The organism is Microcoleus sp. AT3-D2 (assembly GCF_036705715.1).
GTDB lineage: Bacteria > Cyanobacteriota > Cyanobacteriia > Cyanobacteriales > Microcoleaceae > Microcoleus.
This window is the reverse complement of record NZ_JAUBVE010000101.1, coordinates 1-20,048: the sequence shown is the minus strand read 5'-3', so window position 1 is coordinate 20,048 and position 20,048 is coordinate 1. Positions and strand designations below refer to the sequence as shown.

At 44.3% G+C, this 20,048-nt stretch carries 16 protein-coding genes; all 16 read left to right on the top strand.

Annotated features, from left to right (window positions below):
• Window positions 1–94 precede the first annotated feature (94 nt).
• Window positions 95–481: a hypothetical protein gene (locus QUB44_RS27885; protein ID WP_333372592.1), complete on the top strand. Its 387-nt coding sequence runs from the start codon at window positions 95–97 to the stop codon at window positions 479–481.
• 690 nt (window positions 482–1,171) lie between these two features.
• Complete coding sequence (locus tag QUB44_RS27880; protein ID WP_333372591.1) at window positions 1,172–1,984, top strand: ABC transporter ATP-binding protein; 813 nt, start codon at window positions 1,172–1,174, stop codon at window positions 1,982–1,984.
• Window positions 1,985–2,158: 174 nt separating this feature from the next.
• Window positions 2,159–2,896: an ABC transporter ATP-binding protein gene (locus tag QUB44_RS27875; RefSeq protein WP_333372589.1), complete on the top strand. Its 738-nt coding sequence runs from the start codon at window positions 2,159–2,161 to the stop codon at window positions 2,894–2,896.
• Entirely contained in the window at window positions 2,893–3,753 is an 861-nt protein-coding gene (locus tag QUB44_RS27870) for an EamA family transporter (RefSeq protein ID WP_333372587.1), read from the top strand. The genes QUB44_RS27875 and QUB44_RS27870 overlap by 4 nt, the downstream gene beginning before the upstream one ends.
• A gap of 192 nt (window positions 3,754–3,945) precedes the next feature.
• Window positions 3,946–7,767, top strand: a complete 3,822-nt coding sequence (cobN, locus tag QUB44_RS27865) for a cobaltochelatase subunit CobN (protein ID WP_333372585.1) — start codon at window positions 3,946–3,948, stop codon at window positions 7,765–7,767.
• Between the two features lie 45 nt (window positions 7,768–7,812).
• The gene (locus QUB44_RS27860) at window positions 7,813–8,922 is read left to right on the top strand and encodes an AAA family ATPase (RefSeq protein WP_333164602.1); all 1,110 of its coding nucleotides are present in this window, start codon (window positions 7,813–7,815) and stop codon (window positions 8,920–8,922) included.
• Complete coding sequence (locus QUB44_RS27855) at window positions 8,922–9,617, top strand: DUF3226 domain-containing protein (RefSeq protein ID WP_333372583.1); 696 nt, start codon at window positions 8,922–8,924, stop codon at window positions 9,615–9,617. The genes QUB44_RS27860 and QUB44_RS27855 overlap by 1 nt, the downstream gene beginning before the upstream one ends.
• 41 nt (window positions 9,618–9,658) lie before the next feature.
• On the top strand, window positions 9,659–11,317 hold the full coding sequence (locus QUB44_RS27850; RefSeq protein ID WP_333372581.1) for a hypothetical protein: 1,659 nt from the start codon (window positions 9,659–9,661) through the stop codon (window positions 11,315–11,317).
• Window positions 11,318–11,583: 266 nt separating this feature from the next.
• Window positions 11,584–12,504, top strand: a complete 921-nt coding sequence (locus QUB44_RS27845; protein ID WP_333372579.1) for an NAD(+) kinase — start codon at window positions 11,584–11,586, stop codon at window positions 12,502–12,504.
• A 161-nt stretch (window positions 12,505–12,665) separates the two neighbouring features.
• A complete protein-coding gene (locus QUB44_RS27840) occupies window positions 12,666–13,151 on the top strand; it encodes a hypothetical protein (protein ID WP_333372577.1) in 486 nt (161 codons plus the stop codon).
• Between the two features lie 169 nt (window positions 13,152–13,320).
• Complete coding sequence (locus tag QUB44_RS27835) at window positions 13,321–15,297, top strand: carbamoyltransferase (RefSeq protein WP_333372575.1); 1,977 nt, start codon at window positions 13,321–13,323, stop codon at window positions 15,295–15,297.
• 121 nt (window positions 15,298–15,418) lie between these two features.
• Window positions 15,419–15,826 (top strand): SxtJ family membrane protein, encoded by a 408-nt coding sequence (locus QUB44_RS27830; RefSeq protein WP_333372573.1) that lies wholly within the window; start codon window positions 15,419–15,421, stop codon window positions 15,824–15,826.
• Window positions 15,827–15,991: a DUF5989 family protein gene (locus tag QUB44_RS27825; protein WP_333293586.1), complete on the top strand. Its 165-nt coding sequence runs from the start codon at window positions 15,827–15,829 to the stop codon at window positions 15,989–15,991.
• Window positions 15,992–15,995: 4 nt separating this feature from the next.
• A complete protein-coding gene (locus tag QUB44_RS27820; protein ID WP_333372571.1) occupies window positions 15,996–17,228 on the top strand; it encodes an SGNH/GDSL hydrolase family protein in 1,233 nt (410 codons plus the stop codon).
• 13 nt (window positions 17,229–17,241) lie between these two features.
• Window positions 17,242–18,567, top strand: a complete 1,326-nt coding sequence (locus QUB44_RS27815) for a hypothetical protein (RefSeq protein WP_333372569.1) — start codon at window positions 17,242–17,244, stop codon at window positions 18,565–18,567.
• A 6-nt stretch (window positions 18,568–18,573) separates the two neighbouring features.
• Window positions 18,574–19,908 (top strand): hypothetical protein, encoded by a 1,335-nt coding sequence (locus QUB44_RS27810; protein WP_333372567.1) that lies wholly within the window; start codon window positions 18,574–18,576, stop codon window positions 19,906–19,908.
• The last annotated feature ends 140 nt before the right edge of the window (window positions 19,909–20,048 follow it).

The following is a 20,048-nucleotide window of genomic DNA, read 5'->3' as shown; positions in this document are numbered from 1 at the left end:
ATAAGTTAAGAGTTGGGATTCAATCCAGTAAAGCAAAACTTTCCATTATATCATAAAATTATTTTGCAAGAGGTCTAATGTAGATAGTGAATGGGTGAGTGCTGTTTATGGAAAAAAAACTCTTGAAGGACTGTTGGGAAAACCTATACTATGTGCAGGGACAGTATTAGGAGGAAACCATCTTATGATGCAATTAATTGAATTAATGGTGGTGGAGGCTCAACGCCATCGTCGTAAACCTCTAGATCAAGCAATGTTCAATAAGGTGATTAACTATGAATTTCCCAGTAACCAAACGGTGAAACATAATTTAAAGAGTGGTGCCGTCCTCACACTGTGTGGAGATCATGAGAGATGTTGGGAGATTCAGGATGACAAAGTGATGGTTGACGATCGCCTTGTTCCTGTTATACATATGTACGATCGTGATTCTCGGACTAAGGAATTATTTCTCAGCAAGATTCCAAGTCTACAGAAGTAACCTGTAACCGGATTTGCTTAGGAATTATGTAACTGGCTTACCTTAATCTGACTCTGGGATTTTCTTAAGTCTTGGTTTAAACTCCGTGAACCGTTACATCCCTGCTATTCTATTGGAGGAAACTCTGTAATCGCTTCGGAAGTTGAGTTTAACTTCCCCGTGGGGGCAGGGCTGTTTCGGGGCAACCACGGGGGGATTGCCCCTACCGAAAAGCAGGCTTTTGTAGGGGCGGTGCTCAGAGTGCCCGCCCCCACCCACAGATGATTTCATGGGCATTTCAGGCATCGGGGCTCTTCACGAGGGTTTGCCCCTACAAGAAAATGAAACCGCCTTGGGAGGCAATCTGTTTGGGATTAGCTGTGGGTTTGTCCCCAATTCCAGCCACAGCATTGCGAGTCAACAGCAAAGGCGATGTGAAAGATAGAAACTAGAGAGCAATTACGGCAGCTAATCTTTGTCTGCAGTGCTTCGTCATGGGCTAGAATCCTTGTGTTTGATGAGCCGTCTCAGCCATTTGAATAATTCTGTTTACATTCTCATCAAGGTGTTTCAGGACTCAGGGCCATCTAAATTTGTGCTTGTCCGTCGTGAAATCCATCGCCCTAAATACTGCTGAAAAAGCGCCACTTTAAGAACATTCGGCAGTCTAAGGCATAATTAGATATCTTATATTCGTTCTATGATGTGTTTATGATTTCCGAACCCCTTACCATCTCAACAAGCAATCCTGTTTTAGCAGCCAAAGGATTAACTCGTCGTTTTGGCGGTTTAATTGCTGTAAACAACGTATCTTTTACAGTTAAAAAACACGAAATTTTTGGATTAATCGGCCCTAACGGCGCGGGCAAGACAACTCTGTTTAATCTAATGACTGGACTGATACCTGCTTCTAGCGGCAACCTGATTTATCAAAATGAAAATATTTCCCAACTGAAGCCTTATCAAATTGCCAATAAAGGTATTGCCAGAACTTTTCAAAATATCCGGTTGTTTGGGGAACTTTCTGCTGTGGAAAATGTGGCGATCGCCCGACACATTCACAGTCGATCGGGCAATCCAGTTTTATCGGTGCTGGCGGGGATTTTCGGCTTGCCAGCATCTAACGCAATGGAACGCAAAACCCAGCGAAAAGCCTTAGAATTGTTGGATTTAGTCGGATTGGGCGATCGCGCGGGCGAACAAGCCAAAAACTTGCCCTACGGCGACCAGAGGCGCTTAGAAATTGCCCGCGCTTTAGCCCTAGAACCGCAAATACTCTTGTTAGATGAACCTGCCGCGGGGATGAATCCCAATGAAAAGCACAAATTAAGCGAATTTATCCGCGAAGTGCGCCAACAATTCAATTTAACTGTAATATTGATCGAGCATCATGTACCGCTAGTTATGGGATTGTGCGATCGCATTGCCGTCTTGCATTTCGGTCAGCTTATTGCTTTGGGAGAACCGGCTGTTGTGAGGAATGACCCGGCGGTAATTGAGGCTTATTTGGGAGATGAAACGTAGAGAATCTAAATGTTTCCCAGGCTTGGGCGGGAAACGAGTAAAATCAATAGTTAGCCTTACATTAATCTTCCATTCCTCTTAAGAAAACTTCAGCTATGAGCCAATGGTTGAAACCCCTGGCATACTGCGGAAAAAGAGACAGTTTTGTTGTTATCAACAATCAAACCACATAAAATGCACGACAGCCCATCCAAAACCACCCAAAACATCCTCTTAGAACTCAAAAATGTTTCTGTAAATTATGGCGGAATTCAAGCCATACAAAATATTAATCTGATGATTAATGCAGGCGAGGTTGTCAGTCTCATCGGCGCCAACGGTGCGGGCAAAAGTACCACACTGAGAGCGATTTCTAAAATAGTTAATTGGCGACAAGGACAAATTCTTTATAGCGGGCGCGATATTAGCCGCCGCCAAGCTCACGAAGTGGTGAAATTGGGAATCGCCCACAGTCCAGAAGGGCGGAGGGTTTTGGCGCAGCAAACGGTGTTAACTAACTTGGAATTGGGGGCCTATATTCGATCGGACTCAGTGGCCGTAAAAGCCGATTTAGAGCGCCAATTTGAGATATTTCCGCGCCTAGCAGAAAGGCGCCGCCAGCTAGCAGGAACTCTCAGCGGCGGGGAACAGCAAATGCTGGCGATCGCCCGCGCTCTGATGAGTCGCCCGAAGCTGCTATTATTAGACGAGCCTAGTTTAGGCTTAGCACCTGCGATCGTCAAAGAAATTTTTGCAATCATTCAAAATCTGCGCTCCACGGGCGTTACAATCCTCTTAGTCGAACAAAACGCCAGTTTAGCACTGCAAATTGCCGATCGGGGTTACGTACTAGAAGCTGGTAATATTACCCTCACAGGTATTGGAACGGATTTGCTAAACGACGAGCGAGTCAGGAGCGCATATTTAGGTTGACTTGGTTAATTTTTGGAATCTTGACCGCTTTCTTTGAAGCCGTCAAAGACGTTTTTGGCAAACAAAACCTCAAAAAAAGTGACGAATATGTTGTAGCTTGGTCTCTCTCATTTTTTTCAGTCATCTTTTTGATTCCCTGGGTATTTTATACAGGAATTCCGCCATTAAACTCTCAATTTTGGCTCGCTCTATTAATCGGAGGTAGCATCAACGCTGTCACATCCCTCCTCTACATCAAAGCCATCAAAGTATCAGATTTATCCCTGACACTACCGCTGGTAGCTTTGACACCATTATTCATGTTGGTAACTTCACCGTTAATTGTCGGTGAATATCCAAAACTTTTTGACTATATTGGCATTTTACTAATCGTAGCAGGCTCTTATTTATTAAATATAAAAGAGAAACATAAAGGATATTTAGCCCCATTTAAAGCACTGCTGGAGAAGCCGGGGCCCAAATTGATGTTAATCGTCGCATTACTATGGAGTATTGCCTCCAATTTTGACAAAATAGGAGTTACAAATTCATCCCCTATTTTTTGGGTATTCTCTTTGTTTGGTACAATCACTGTTTTGCTACTACCAGTTTTATTGTACAAAACCCCAAATTCAGGAGAAAAAATTCTCAAACAATTACCCATGCTAGCTGCTATGGGGTCTTTCAATGCTATTGCAGTGCTTTTTCAAATGCAAGCTTTGACATTAACTTTGGTAGTGCAAGTGATCGCGATTAAGCGTACTAGCGTGTTAATGGGTGTATTGTTCGGTCATTTCATTTTTAAGGAAAAAGATATTAAAGAAAGATTATTAGGGGCGGGAATAATGATTTTGGGAGTTTTATTTGTCAGTTTATAGGTTGAGATTTCCGGGACTTTGACGCTCATTCTCCCCCCGAATGTAGGGGCGGTTCCCCCGTGTCCCCCCTCTCTCGGTTGGGCGGGAATGTCCGGGTTGGCAAACACGCCCTAGCCTTTATTTATGTATAAGTCATGTTATAGTAAGGGCGATCGCACTTTCTCTCACTATTTATTAAGATAAAAAAAATTAATGCACAAAATAGCCGCCACACCCGGAGGTTGGAACCCTCAAGCAGAAGGAGTAATTTTTATTCAGCAAACCCCAGCACCAATAGTATTTATTAGTGCTGCTGACACCGACATTCAAACTCTCGCAGCCGCCGCCTCCAAAATGCCGGCCAAATTTCCCAAAGTGCGTGCAGTAAACCTGCTTCAGTTGCAGCAACAACTAACAATTGATACTTATGCCGAGGAAGTTTTAGAAAGCGCAGAGGTCATAATCTTAAGACTTTTAGGAGGGCGTTCTTATTGGTCTTACGGGTTAGAAATTCTGCGGGAAACTGTGCAGAAAACTAACGCATCACTGATTGTAATGCCGGGAGAAGACAGTCCCGACCCCGATTTAATCAGCCATTCCAATGTATCGCTGTCAGCAGTCAATCAACTTTGGCGCTATTTCACAGAAGGTGGAGTCCAAAACTTTGTTAACGCACTAAAATTTGCCGCCGATACTTGCCTAAAAACTGCTTATAATCCGCCCCTACCTCAAACAGTTTCCCGCGTCGGAATTTATGATTGGAAAAAACAAATTGAATCGTCCCCAACTTGCGGACACGGGGATATTACTTCTACATCTAAAGTCGGGATTTTATTTTATCGCGCTCATTACTTATCAGGAAACTTAGCACCAATTGATGCACTTTGTCAAGATATAGCAGAGCGAAACTTAGTCCCTGTTCCCGTCTTTGTGTCTTCTCTGCGGGAACCAGATTTGCAAATAGAATTGCTGGAATATTTTCAACCCAAAGAATCAGAACCAATTCAATTATTGCTCAACACTACAAGTTTTGCAGTCTCCGGTTTTAGCAGCCAAGAACCGGAACAAAATAGTTTAAAATCCTTAGATGTCCCTGTATTGCAAGCAATCTTCAGCGGTGGCGGTTTGGAACAGTGGGAAACTGAATTACAGGGACTTTCGCCCCGCGATGTGGCGATGAATGTAGCATTGCCGGAAGTAGACGGAAAAATCATTACTAGGGCTGTTTCTTTTAAAGCGGTACAGACTTGGAACAGCGAATTAGAAACAGATGTAGTAGGCTATGTAGCAGCGGGCGATCGCATTTCATTTGTAGCAGATTTAACCGCGAATTGGGTGAAAATGAAACAAACCCCAGCCGCCAATAGACGCATCGCCATAATTCTGGCAAATTACCCCACTCGCAACGCCCGCTTAGCCAACGGCGTCGGCTTAGATACGCCCGCTAGCTGTGTCGAAATCCTCAAAGCTATGCAGCAAGCTGGCTATCACATTGAAAACATCCCCGCTAGCGGCAACGAGTTAATTGAACTCCTGACTTCCGGCGTGACAAATGACCCGGAAGGACGCGAATTGCGGCCTGTTCATCAATCTTTGGATTTGGCAGAATATGAAGAATATTTTGCTAGTTTGCCGCAGCAAGTACAGGATGGGATTTGTAAAAGATGGGGGCTTCCGGGAAGCTATGCACAAGATTTTATAAGTAACAATGGGTCTTTTCCGATTCCCGGAATTCAGTTCGGTAATGTATTTGTAGGAATTCAACCATCGCGAGGATACGAACTTGACCCTGCATTAAATTATCACGCCCCTGACTTAGAACCTACCCACAATTATCTAGCTTACTATTATTGGTTGCGAGAAAAGTTGGGGATTGACGCTATAATTCATGCCGGAAAACACGGTAATTTAGAATGGCTTCCTGGGAAAAGTATAGCATTGTCTAACAAATGTTATCCAGAAGTAGCATTAGGCGCGATGCCGAATTTTTATCCCTTCATTGTCAACGATCCGGGGGAAGGTTCCCAAGCAAAAAGACGATCGCAAGCCGTGATAATCGACCACCTGACACCGCCCATGACTCGCGCCGAACTCTACGGGCCTTTGCAGCAGTTGGAAACCTTAATCGACGAGTATTGCGAAGCCCAAAGTTTAGATCCGTCTAGATTACCCATGATTCGCGATCGCATTCTCGCCCTCACCAACAAAGAAAACTTAGATAAAGACTTAGGAATACAACTAAATAAATCAGAATTTACAGAATTTATCACTCGCACCGACGGCTATCTTTGTGAGCTCAAAGAATCCCAAATTCGCGACGGATTGCACATTTTTGGGCAGTGTCCCGAAGGTAGACAGTTGAGAGATTTGATAATTGCGATCGCCCGCCATCCCACCAACGGGCGATCGGGTATAACCCGCGCCCTAGCAGAAGACTCAGGCTACGATTTCGACCCCTTAACCTGCGATCCAACCTCGATAATTCAGCACCGCACAGCAGGCGATTTAACAGCAGAACTCGAGAAAAAAGCCGCTGAATTAGTAGATAAGTTAATCGAAAACATCCGCGTTCATCCGCGTTCATCTGCGGTTAAAAATCTCCAAATAAAAGAAGCAACCCAACAAGAATTAGACTGGATAAACAACTATCTTTTACCATCACTCCTCCAAACCAACCAAGAAATTACCAACCTTTTGCGCGGACTAGATGGGCGGCACATACCAAGCGGCGCATCCGGCGCGCCCACCCGCGGCAGACCAGATGTATTGCCCACAGGTCGGAATTTTTACTCAGTAGATATCCGCGCTATTCCCACAGAAACCGCCTGGAGAGTTGGCAGAGTTGCTGCTGAAACTTTAATCGAAAGATACACCCAAGAAAACGGCGAATATCCGAAAACTTTGGGTTTGTCAGTGTGGGGAACATCCACCATGCGGACGGGGGGAGACGACATCGCCGAAGCCTTGGCGTTGATAGGAGTTCAACCAGTTTGGGATGGCCCTTCGCGCCGGGTTGTAGATTTTGAAATCTTGCCAGTTTCGGTTTTGGGGCGGCCGCGCGTTGATGTTACTTTGCGAATTTCTGGCTTTTTCCGCGATGCTTTTTTTAATTTAATTGATTTGTTTGACAGTGCGGTAAAAGCTGTGGCAGATTTAGACGAATCGGCAGAAAACAACCCTTTAGCAGCACAAGTTAAGGAAGAGATTTTGTATTGGGAATCTACAGGTTTGAGTCAGGAAGAGGCGCAAGGGCGATCGCAATTTCGAGTGTTTGGCTCAAAACCAGGTGCTTACGGCGCAGGACTTCAAGGCATAATTGAAGCTCAAAACTGGACAGACGATAGCGATTTAGCAAAAGCTTACATTAATTGGAGCAGTTACGCCTATACCTCCTCTAGTTCCTCAAATTTGCCGGGAGATTTAGCAGGAGTTAAACAGAGTGAATGGGGATGTTCTGCACCCGAAGCATTTGAACAACGCCTCGGCCAAATGCAAATAGTTCTGCAAAACCAAGACAACCGCGAACACGACATCCTCGACTCGGATGATTATTATCAATTCCAAGGGGGAATGACGGCCGCAATTCGCAATTTGCAAGGCAAAAATCCTGAAACCTATTTCGGAGATAATTCAATTCCCGAAAATCCGAAAGTCCGGCAACTGCGAGAAGAAATTGCGAGGGTTTATCGCAGTAGGGCTGTGAATCCCAAATGGATAGAAGGTGCGATGCGACACGGTTATAAAGGTGCGTTTGAAATTGCAGCAACTGTTGATTTTTTGTTTGCTTACGATGCTACGGCAAATTGTGTAGAGGATTTTATGTATGAAGGAATCGCAGAGGCTTACATTTTTGATGAAAAAGTGCAAACATTTATTCAAGAAAACAATCCTTGGGCACTGCGAGATATGGCGGAAAGATTGCTAGAAGCTCGTCAGCGGGGGTTGTGGCAGAGTGCTAACCAGGATACATTGGATAAATTGAGAGCGATCGCCCTGCAAGCCGAAGCAGTCATTGAATCTCATACTGGTTTCTAGTCTGAACGGAGAAATGATACAATATAGTTAATATCCGAGGAATCCATGTTGCGCGATCTCACCATCCAAAATTATCGCTGTTTTAAAGATTTTCATATCGACGAGCTAGCTAGGGTTAATCTGATAGTCGGTCAGAACAATAGCGGTAAAACTACTTTTTTGGAAGCCATTTATTTATTAGTTAATGAAGGAAACATTCAGTTTCTACTTGAGGTGCTAAAAAGCAGAGGTGAACTAACAGTCGAGCCTTCTAGACAAAGAAATGGCGAAGTCGTTTCTCAGCATCATTATCAGATTTTACATATTTTTTACGGTCATCAACTTAATAACTTCGATGGGGCTATTCATATCCGCTCTACAAAAGAGCATCCGCTCTCATTAAAAATTGAGCCTGATCCTATTCCCCAGCAACTTGCACTTCCTGGATTAGAGGATTTAGTTGCAGGTGGAGATTTATTCGGTGAGCTAGTTGTTTCATACGGACAGTATACCAAAATAACAATTCCTATCCGTACTGATGGAACTATAGGCGATTCGCGTTACTTGCGGTTGGGCAACACATCTAAGTTAGTTTTTCCTATAGGGAGCAGCAATCAAAATTATTTTCTAACAACCACTAATAAAAGCTTTGCGCAACTGTCTGTACTGTGGGATAGAATAACACTCACACCGAAAGAACAAAGTGTAGTAGAAGCATTGCAAATTCTGGAGCCTGATGTGGAACGGATTAGTTTCACGAGTCGCCAGACTTATAATAGTGGTATTTTGCTTAAACTTCGGGGCCAGCCTCACCCAGTTCCTCTAGGCAGTATGGGAGATGGTATGCGACGAATTATTAATATAGCAATGGCAGCCGTATCATCAGAAAATGGTTTTTTGCTAGTCGATGAAATTGATACAGGTCTTTACTATCAAACCCAAACTGATATGTGGCGATTGATATTTGAAACAGCACAGCGATTGAACGTTCAAGTCTTTGCAACTACCCACAGTTGGGATTGTATAGCCGCATTTCAAGAAGCCTTAGAACAGTCAGAAGATAGTTCTGTTGGCAAATTATTTCGCTTGAGTCGGCGCGGTGATGATATTCGTGCAGTTGAATACACTCCCGATGAATTGTCCGTTGCAGTGCGCCAAAGTATCGAGGTGCGCTAATGCCAAAAGCACGAAAACCTCCTCAACCAAAACCTCAACAGTTATTGGTAGAAGGTAAGAATGACCGACACGTAATCTGGGCTTTGTGCCAGCAATATCAACTGCCAGAAACATTTTCCGTCGAAGTACCGCAAGAAGAAGGTAGAGAAGGAAGTACAGAAGGAGTTGAAGCGCTGCTAAATGGCTTGCCAGAAAGATTGAAAGCAGAGAATTTACGCACCTTGGGAATTGTGGTAGATGCCGATCGCAATTTAAGTGGGCGGTGGCAATCTCTTAAAGATAAACTGAGTTCGATCGGCTATCGAGACATCCCCCAATCTCCCCCTCCCGAAGGCTGGGTTTGCACACCTTCAGATCCATACTTGCCTCGCGTCGGAGTTTGGTTGATGCCAAACAATCAACTTCCTGGAATGTTAGAAGATTTTGTCGCCTATCTCATCCCCCCTGGCGACACCCTGCATCCGAAAGCCGAAGCAATTTTACAAGAGCTCGAACAAGCCGGACTTAACCGCTACACTTTAATTCATCATCCCAAAGCGCTAATCCACACTTGGCTGGCATGGCAGAAAACGCCTGCAATGCCGATGGGACAAGCAATAACAGCGCAGGTGCTTAGCTGCGATGGCCCGATCGCCTTAATTTTTATTGAATGGTTAAAACATCTGTTTGAGCTAATTGCTCGATCCGCCGAATAATGAGTAATATCTAGTAATGTTTCGCGATCGCTGAAAGCTTTATGATTCGCCGCTACATTGCTAGCATCAGCACCAGCATCCTCAAACGTACCTGCGCCGCAGCCGCTGTATTAGCCGTAACTTTGGGATGTTCGTCAACGAAGCCGCCCAACTCCGCAGCGCCATCGGGTTCGATCGAATCCGCCGTCCTAGCGCAGTCTTCAACGTCTCTGTTAGCTCAAAACTCCAACAAAACCAAAAAATCCCTCAGCGTTCCCTCATGCCCGCAAAACGATGCCTTCACGGAGTCAGTTAACTTTGCCACCCAAGCTTCTAATTTGGCTCAATCCGCCAATTCAAAACAAGACTGGGACGAAGTAGCCGCCCTGTGGGTGCAGGCCGTCGCTTGGATGCAAGCGGTTCCCCCCGGCAGTCCCAGACGGGCGTTTGCGGAGAAAAAAGTAATCGAGTACATGAGAAACCTGGTTTATTCCCAGCAGCAAGCGAGCGCAACCAGATCGCAAGCCAGTACAGTCAGCTTCAGCAGCGATTTACTCAACGAACAACTCGAACTTTACCTATCCTACGTTGCCACAGTCGGCCCACCAGATGTTTTGATTGTCGGCAGTTCCCGCGCATTGCAGGGCGTCGATCCCAAACAGCTAAAACAATCTTTGGCCCAAAGAGGTCGGCGGGGCTTAAAAGTATTTAACTTTTCAGTCAACGGCGCAACTGCACAAGTAGTTGACTTTCAACTGCGGCGGCTTTTGAAGCCCGGTCATTTGCCTCAAATGATTATCTGGGCAGACGGCGTGCGGGCATTTAACAGCGGCCGGGACGATCGCACTTTTAATTCGATCGTCGATTCTGAAGGCAGCCAACTTTTAGCAGCAGGCATTCGCCCCGAACTGCTGTCCGATGAATTCAACGAGATTCCGATGTGTTACAGATTCCCGCAGCCCTGCGCTAACAACAATTTCCGCAAAGCATTTACCTCTGTAGATCAACCTTTCAAGGGCGGGCAAGATGCCCATCCCCTATTCCCCACAATCAAATCCCTGTCTAGTGGAACGGGCAAACTGCCCGTTGCTAACACCCAACCCACAATCCAATTCCTGTCTAGTGGAATCGGCAAACTCCCCGTTGCTGAGAATGCTGCAAGATATGAGTTAAAACCGATCGCAGCGGATGCAGCAACCCCTCAAGCACAATTGATTCCAGTCTCGCGGCCGACAACAGTAGCCATCAGACAACTCAACCAATTGGCAGATTCGATCGACTCCAACGGATTCATGGCTATGTCGGGCAAGTACAATCCCAACACTTATTATCGAGAACGCGCTTACGTTTCAGGCCAGTACGATCGCGACTACGAAAACTTCAACCTCGGAGGCAAACAAGCAACAGCCTTTAATTCAGTTGTAGCATTTACCAAAGCTCGCAAAATTCCCCTGATTTTCGTTAATTTGCCCCTCACCAATGACTACTTAGACGGAACCCGCCTGCGGGCAGAACAGCAGTTCCGGCAGCGAATGCAGCAACTCTCCCGGCAAAAAGGCTTCGCTTTCCGCGACTTGTCGCAGCGGTGGCCGGGCCGCAATGACTATTTTGTTGACCCCAGCCACCTCAACCGCTTTGGGGCCAGCGCAGTTTCTAGCCTACTCGCGGCCGATTCCAGCATTATCTGGCCACGGCCCAAATCCAGCCGCAGCGACGGGTAATACGATTTTAGATTTTAGATTTTAGATTTTAGATTCAAGAATTGGGAATTAAAGATGAGATAATGGAGGCGAGCTTTCCAAAAAATTGGATTACTTTTTGCAACTGCTATAAACCAGAGGGAGAGTCTCGGACGGGAGATTTCCAGGGGCATCGGAATAATATTTTTCCAGGTACGATGCGATCGTCCCGGTCGCGGCAATTCAGTCTAAAATCTAAAAATCTAAAAATCTAAAATCTAAAATCTAAAATCTAAAATCGATAGGTTGTGCAACTAAAACAAGTAATTATCGCCCACAAAGCCAGAGATACCCTCAGCCAGCGGTGGGCAGAACAATGTGCCCGCCAATTAGAAAGTCGCGGGTGTCAGGTTTTAATGGGGCCGAGTGGCCCCAAAGATAACCCGTATCCGGTGTTTTTAGCTTCTAGTAACAGCCCAATTGATTTAGCGGTGGTGCTGGGCGGCGACGGTACGGCCCTAGCTGCGGCGAGGAATTTGGCGGCTGACGGCATCCCGATTTTGGCAGCGAATGTGGGGGGACATCTGGGTTTTTTAACCGAGTCTTTTGAGGATTTCCAAAATACTGAGGAGATTTGGGACAGACTTTCGGAAGACAGGTATGCTGTGCAGACGCGGATGATGTTGCAGGCAACAGTTTTTGAGGGAAACAGAAGCAATCTCGAACCCCAAAGCGATCGATTTTTGGCACTAAATGAAATGTGTGTCAAACCTGCTTCAGCCGATCGAATGCCGAGCTGTATTCTAGAAATGGAAGTTGACGGCGAAGTAGTCGATCAATATCAAGGCGACGGTTTAATTGTGGCAACTCCCACGGGTTCGACTTGCTACACTGCATCTGCCAACGGGCCGATTATGCACTCAGGAATGGAGGCGATCGCAGTTACTCCAATTTGCCCTTTGAGTTTATCCAGTCGGGCGATCGTCCTGCCGCCCGGTTCAGTCGTCAGCATTTGGCCTTTAGCAGATTACGAACTCAGTACCAAACTCTGGACAGACGGCATTTTGGGTACTGCAATTTGGCCAGGACAGCGCGTAGACGTGCGGAGGGCAGACTGCGAAGCCAAGTTTATCATTTTGCGGGAAAACTATTCTTATTTCAACACTTTGAGGGAAAAACTTCACTGGGCAGGAGCCAGAATTCGGTACAGCAACAATCACCGCAATTAATCCGAATCATCCACCATGAAACTGCATTAACCTCTGGGACACGTAAGCGTGAAAAAACCTGTTAAATCACCAACAATCTAGATACAAAAACCGCCATCAGCCAACCCATAATCTCTGTAGTTTGTTAAGATCGCTCAATATCTTGACAAACAGCCTGATCTATGCAGATTTCCAAAAAATCAACCCGACCTTTCAACCCTCAAGATACATATCCCTGTCCCGTGTGCCGCACCGGTCAAATTTCCACCCTAGCACTGATGGACGCCCTAGCTTGCAACTTCTGCCAGCACATTTATACCGCAAGCGTTGAAAGACAATCGCTCCAAATGGCCGATCGCCAACCGCCCGTCACTTGGCACTGGAACGGCAAACAGTGGATAGGAGCCCACCTCGAAGGCGTAGAATTCGGATGGCCCTACTTGGCAGCGGCTCTTGGTCTAATTTTCCTTCCCACTACCTTGCTGGGACTTTCAGCTTACTATTTTCCCCCGGTTCCCGGCAGCCGGTTGTCGTGGCTGCCCGCAGCTTGGACAGGCTTAGCTTTTTTGTCCCATTTAGGCATTGTGCTGTGGTTGATAGGTGAATTTTATCAATTCCCAGTGGTAACTTACTTCAGAGCTTGGGGGCGCAGGATAAGCCGGCGCTAGCTTAAATGCTCTCTAACAGCCGATCGTCCTCGGACGTTGCACCGACATCGATCCAGGTAAAATTAGAGGCGATCGCAAAATTAAATTCCCAATCAGCACTGAAGCAGCTATAATCGTTAGCTATTCTAAATAGTCAAAAGCAAACGCATTGCGATTTGTGAGGAGAGCGATGAACATACTTGGAATCTCGGCGTACTATCACGACAGCGCCGCAGCCTTAATTCGCGACGGAGAAATTATAGCAGCAGCGCAGGAAGAAAGATTTTCCCGCAAAAAGCATGACGCCAGATTCCCTAAGAATGCGATCGCTTATTGCTTGAAAGAAGCGAAAATAGATTTGCGGGAACTCGATCAAATAGTCTTTTACGACAAACCTTTAGTCAAATTCGAGCGCCTTCTCGAAACCTATTTATCCTACGCACCCCAAGGTTTTCGCTCTTTCCTAGCAGCCATGCCGATATGGCTCAAAGAAAAGCTTTACCTCAAAACCATGCTCAAAAGAGATCTGGCAGCAATAGCAAACTGCAAAACGAATAAACTGCCATCTCTGCTATTTACCGAACACCACCAATCCCACGCAGCATCGGCATTTTTCCCCAGCCCGTTTCAAAAAGCAGCCGTTTTGTGCCTCGACGGCGTGGGCGAGTGGGCAACAACCTCGGTTTGGTTGGGAGACGGGAACCAACTTACACCTCAGTGGGAAATCGATTTTCCCCACTCTTTGGGTTTGCTTTATTCAGCTTTCACCTATTACACAGGCTTCAAAGTCAACTCTGGTGAATACAAACTCATGGGTTTAGCACCTTATGGCGAACCCAAGTATGTAGACAAAATTCTCAACTATTTAATCGACCTCAAAGACGACGGAACTTTCCGTTTGAACATGGATTATTTCAACTATACAGTTGGCTTAACCATGACAAACAAGAAGTTTGACGAACTGTTTGAAGGGCCGCCACGTCAAGCTGAAGGAAAATTGACTCAGCGAGAAATGGACATTGCAGCTTCCATTCAAGTTGTTACCGAAGAAGTTGTTTTGCGGTTGTGCAGAACAGTTAAAAAAGAATTGGATGTTGATTATCTTTGTATGGCCGGCGGCGTTGCTCTCAACTGTGTTGCTAACGGCAGACTCTTGCGGGAAGGTATTTTCAAAGATATTTGGATTCAGCCGGCAGCGGGAGATGCTGGCGGTGCTTTGGGGGCGGCTTTGGCGATTTGGTATCAGTATTGCGAACAAACTCGCACTGTGAGCGCGAACTCGACAGCAAATAGTATAGAATCCCTCAAAACTGAACTTATCACTACAAACTCAGCGGTTGAGGAGAGGACTGAAGTTCTCACTGCAAACCAAGCGGTGGCAACTGTGGCGAAGTCGGTTGCTCATTTAACTTGTCACGATCAAATGCGGGGCTCATATTTGGGGCCGAGGTTTACTGACGCAGAAATTATCGAATATTTGGATGCTGTCAAAGCCAGCTATCACCGATTAGATGATGCCGAATTAATGCCACATTTGGCGGAAATTTTGGAACAGGGAAATGTGGTGGGATGGTTCCAAGGGCGGATGGAATTTGGGCCGCGGGCTCTGGGTGGTCGATCGATTATTGGCGATCCCCGCAGTGCTAAAATGCAGTCCGTGATGAACCTGAAAATTAAATATCGGGAATCATTTCGACCTTTTGCGCCGTCAATCTTAGCCGAACGAGTTGCGGATTATTTCGAGATTGACCATTCTAGCCCTTATATGCTATTGGTAGCACCTGTCAAGTCCAGTCTCCGCATTCCGATGACTCCCGAACAAGAGCAGTTGTTTGGCATTGAAAAGCTCAACATTCCGCGTTCCGAGATTCCGGCTGTCACCCACGTCGATTACTCGGCTCGCATTCAAACTGTTCACAAAGAAACCAATCCTCGCTACTATGACTTAATCAGCCATTTTGAAAAGCGATCGGGCTGTTCTATTGTGGTAAATACTTCTTTCAACGTCCGAGGCGAACCCATTGTTTGCACTCCAGAGGATGCTTACCGCTGTTTCATGCGAACCGAAATGGACTATCTGGTTTTGGAAAATTTCTTGCTTCCAAAGTCCGAACAAATTCCTTGGAAACAAGATGATGCTTGGAAAAATGAATTTGAACTAGATTAGTCATTAGTCATTAGTCATTAGTTATTAGTTATTAGCTACTTATTGGAACGAATAACTAATAACTAATTCCCAATTCCCAATTCCCAATTCCCAATTCCCAATTCCCAATTCCCCATTTCTAATGAGCGACGAAATTAAAAAACTCGACAAAAAAGGCTTGCGCGATTTCGGGCTGCTAATTGGCGGCTTGATTGCAGTGATCTTCGGTTTAGCAGTACCTTTACTGCGGCGGCATTCTCTACCTTGGTGGCCTTGGGCAATCTGCGGAGTGCTAGTGCTGCTAGCATTGGTTGCGCCAAAATCGCTGAACCCCGTTTATCACGGGTGGATGCGCTTTGGATTCCTCCTCCACAAAATCCAAACGCCGCTCATCCTAGGGATAGTTTTTTACCTGATAGTTTGGCCGATGGGAGTGCTCAAAAACATTTTCGGCGAAGATGCAATGCGGCGAAAACTCAATCCTAAAATGGATACTTACCGCATCCCAAGTAAAGCAAGAACAAAAGTTAGTATGGAGCGTCCTTTTTAAGTGTTTGAAGCAACTTTAGACTTTCTCAAAGATTTGTGGGCGTTTATGAGAGAACGCAAAAAGTATTGGATGTTGCCGCTCATTGTGACTTTAGTCTTTTTGGGAGCTTTGATTGTATTGAGTCAGGGTTCTGTGATTGCTCCATTTATTTACACGCTGTTTTGAAATAATGAGCAAGTTGAAAAATTTGGGTGTCAATTTGGGTTTGACACTCGGCGGTTTATTGATGGGGGTGGTAATTGGTGAAATTGGATTGCGGGTAGCGAGGATTGAAGGCTATCCAAAAATAGGAGATTTCGTAGAGTCTGCGCCAACTCGTTTCCACACTTCCGATCCGAATTTGGGCTGGAAGCTGAAACCTGGTGCGTCGGGGGAGTGGAATGAGGAAGGTGCGAGTTTTGTGCAGGTGAATAGCGAGAGTTTGCGCGATCGTGAGCATACAAAAGCCAAACCTCCAAATACTTTGCGTGTTGCGGTTTTGGGCGATTCTTTCACCGAAGCAATTCACGTACCTGTCGAACAAACTTTCTGGTCAAAATTGGAACGAAAGTTAGGCAACTGCGAAGCCGTTAAAGGACGCAAAAATGTTGAGGTTATGAATTTTGGGGTGCAGGGCTACGGTACTGCTCAAGAATTGATAATGCTGCGAAAAAAAGTGTGGGATTACAGTCCTGATATTGTAATTCTTGCTTTTTTTATTGGGAATGATATAATTAACAATTCGCCGCAATTGGAATACGATCGCTACCGACCATTTTTTGCTTATGATGCTAGCGGCAAGTTAGTACCGGATATGTCTTTTCGCAATCTGGCGCCGATTGATCGCAACGAAAGAGCAGTTTCCTTTGTAGACCGAATGCCCAGTTTGATCGTCAAAAATTCGCGCATTTTGCAAGTCATTAAAAAAGTAGACTTAGATCGGAAAAAGCGGGAGTTATCGGGGCACTTTACCACTTTAAGTACCCTCAACCTCAAGGAACCTCAAGATGCCACTTGGGAAGAGGCTTGGAGGGTGACAGAGGGTTTGATTGTGACGATGCGGAATGAAGTTGTGCAGAAAAATGCTGATTTCTTGGTTGTGACGATCGGCGATCCGATGCAAGTTAGACCGGAGGCCGAGAGGCGAAAAAATTTCATGAGAAAGAACAACATTCAGGATTTGTTTTATCCCGATAGGCGGCTAGAAAAATTGGGCGCGCGCGAGGGTTTTCGGGTACTGAATTTATCCGAACAGATCCAAGGTTACACTGAAAAATATCAAGTCTGCGCCCACGGTTTTGAGAATTCTGTCCCCTGTGGGGGTCACTGGAATGAACTCGGACACCGGCTGGCTAGTATCCTGATTAACCGAAATTTGTGCGAAAATTTGAAGCAGTCTCAAGTCCCCAAAAAACAACCGTAATCAGTCAAATTTCATGAAAGATTCAACGGCGCCGAAAAAAAACCAAAACATATTAATTATAATCGCGGTTAATTTGGCGATCGCCTTTATTTGTCTGGAAGCTTTGTCGCTAGCTTTTTATTTTATCAACCAAAAGCAGTTTTTTTATACCAGAACTAAAGCCAAAGAAAAAGTAGTAGAAGATATTGAAAGGATCGGCATTAGACTTGATGAATCTATCGTAGAAAGACTGCACCCACTTTTTGGCTATGTACTCAAACAAGGTGCTTTCACAAATGAAAAATTAAAGTTAAAAGTCAACAAACACGGCTTTTTTTCCCTCTACGAATATCCGTTTATTAAAGCAAATAAAAATCAAGTTATTATCGGAGTTTTTGGCGGTTCAGTTGCGAATAATTTTGTAGTTGATGAATATATAAATCGCAGATTGTCTAACAAATTAAAGGCTTATCCAGAATTTGCAAACAAGGAAATTTTTGTTTTAAATTTTGGGAATGGCGGATACAAACAGCCCCAACAATTATTAGTTTTAAATTACTTTTTAGCTTTGGGTCAAGAGTTAGATTTAGTCATCAATATTGACGGTTTTAACGAAGTAGCACTGTCAAATTTAAACAACAAAGCCCAAGTAGAAATAGGAATGCCTAGCGTTCAGCACATACAGCCTCTGACTGGTTTAGCCAACAACAACTTGTCACCGGAAGCGATGAGTTCGATCGTGCAAATTAACGAAAACAAAAAACAATTAAAAGCAGGTATTGACAAATTGCAAACTTGTCAACTTGCTTTGTGTCACGCTGTCACCTCGCTACAGGTGAAACAATTAGTCAACAATTACCAGCAAGCAGTTGTCAAGTACGATTCGCAACTCAAACCATCCAACCCAGACACCGCAAATAGCGGTATAGTGTACATTCCCAAAGCTGACTTTGTTTTGCAGGATGCCGCTGCTTTTGACAAAATGGCATCGATGTGGTACGAATCGTCGATCGGGATGAATCAAATTTTATCAAGTAGAAAGATTAAATATTTTCACTTTATCCAGCCCAACCAGTATTATCCCACTAAGCGAGCGTTTACCGCCAAGGAAAACGAAATTGCGATCGACCAGAAGAGCCCTTACATTGAAGGTGTGAAAAAAGGTTATCCGGTATTGTTGTCCAAAGTCGGTGATTTGCAAAAAGCTGGGGTTAATGTTTTTAGCGCAGTGAATATTTTAGACAATACAAAAGAGACGGTTTACAAAGATGCCTGCTGCCATTATAATTCAGTCGGAGACGAAGTATTGGCAAACTATGTTTCTAGTTCCATTATTAAAGTAGTAAGAGAGTCAAAATAGAGGTTTATGAAAGATTTAAAATTTCTCAAAAAAGGACAAGGATTTCTCAAAATCACTTTGATTAATTTAGTGCTTTTACTGGTTTTTCTCGAACTAGGTTCCTTGGGATGGTATTTTGTCAAATACAAGCAAATTTTCTATACTAGGGAAAAGACGCAAGATAAGTCGGCTTTAGGAATTAATTTAGAAGGAGTGCGGCTGAATCAGTCTATTGTTGAAAGGTTTCATCCTTTTTTGGGATTTATTCAACAACCAGGCCCCGATTTTCGCCCTGGTTTTAAGGTTAACAACTACGGATTTATCTCTCCTTACGATTACCCTTTGAAAAAAACCAAGAAAAATCAATTTATTATCGGAGTTTTTGGCGGTTCTGTGGCTTCTAATTATGGAGTATTTGAAGTTCAAAACAAAATTTTACCTCAATACCTCAAGCAGCTTCCGGGTTTTAAAGATAAAGAATTTATAATTTTGTCTTTTGCTACCGGAGGGTATAAACAACCGCAGCAATTATTAATTTTAAATTATTTTTTGGCTTTAGGACAAGAACTGGATATGGTCGTTAATATAGATGGTTTTAATGAAGTAGCACTTTCTAATTTAAACAATAAAAATCAAGTCGATTTGGCGATGCCAAGCATTCAGCATATTTTGCCGCTGACTAGCTTGGCGAATAATAGCCTTTCTACAAAAGCGATGAAAGCAACTATCAGAATCCAAGAAAATAAAGCTAGGATTAGTCAGGGTTTGGAACGTTTGCAAAACTGCTCTTTAGCTGCGTGCGATGCTTTGACTTCTGTTTACGTTCACAATCTAGTTAATAACTATAAAACCGATGTCATTAAGTTTGAAAAAGAACGGACTAAACAAAAAAAAGATGACAGTGGCAGCGTTATTTATATCAATACTAATAAGTCCGTTTTACCGGATTCAGTAGCTTTTCAAGAAATGGCGTTGAATTGGGCGAAAAGTTCAATTTTTATGCACAAAGTTCTGTCTGCTAGTAATGTGCCTTATTTTCATGTTCTTCAGCCTAATCAATACTATCAGACGAAAAGGGTGTTTGGTGAAGCCGAAAAGCCGATTGCTTTTAACAAGGATACTCCTTATGCTAAAGCTGTGCAAATTGGATATCCGGCTCTTTTCAAAAAGTTTCCTAATTTGGAAAAAAATAATATCAATCTAGTGAATGCTGTCAATGTTTTTGACAAGACTAAAGATGCAGTTTATGTAGATAGCTGCTGCCACTACAATCAAGCTGGAGAGGTAGTTTTCAGCAATTATGTAGGTCGTTCTATTCTGGAATCTTTGCGGAAAGATGATGCTAAAAGCAAAAAGAAGTAGGTCTGAAATATCCGCTGAATGGTTGATGTAGGGTGCGCTAGGCGCACCTTACCGCTGAGTTTAAATTGGGAGCATCCCGGTTTTGTAAATATCCGAATAAGTGTAAAATAGTTAAAATCAATAAAAGCGTCAAAAAAAGT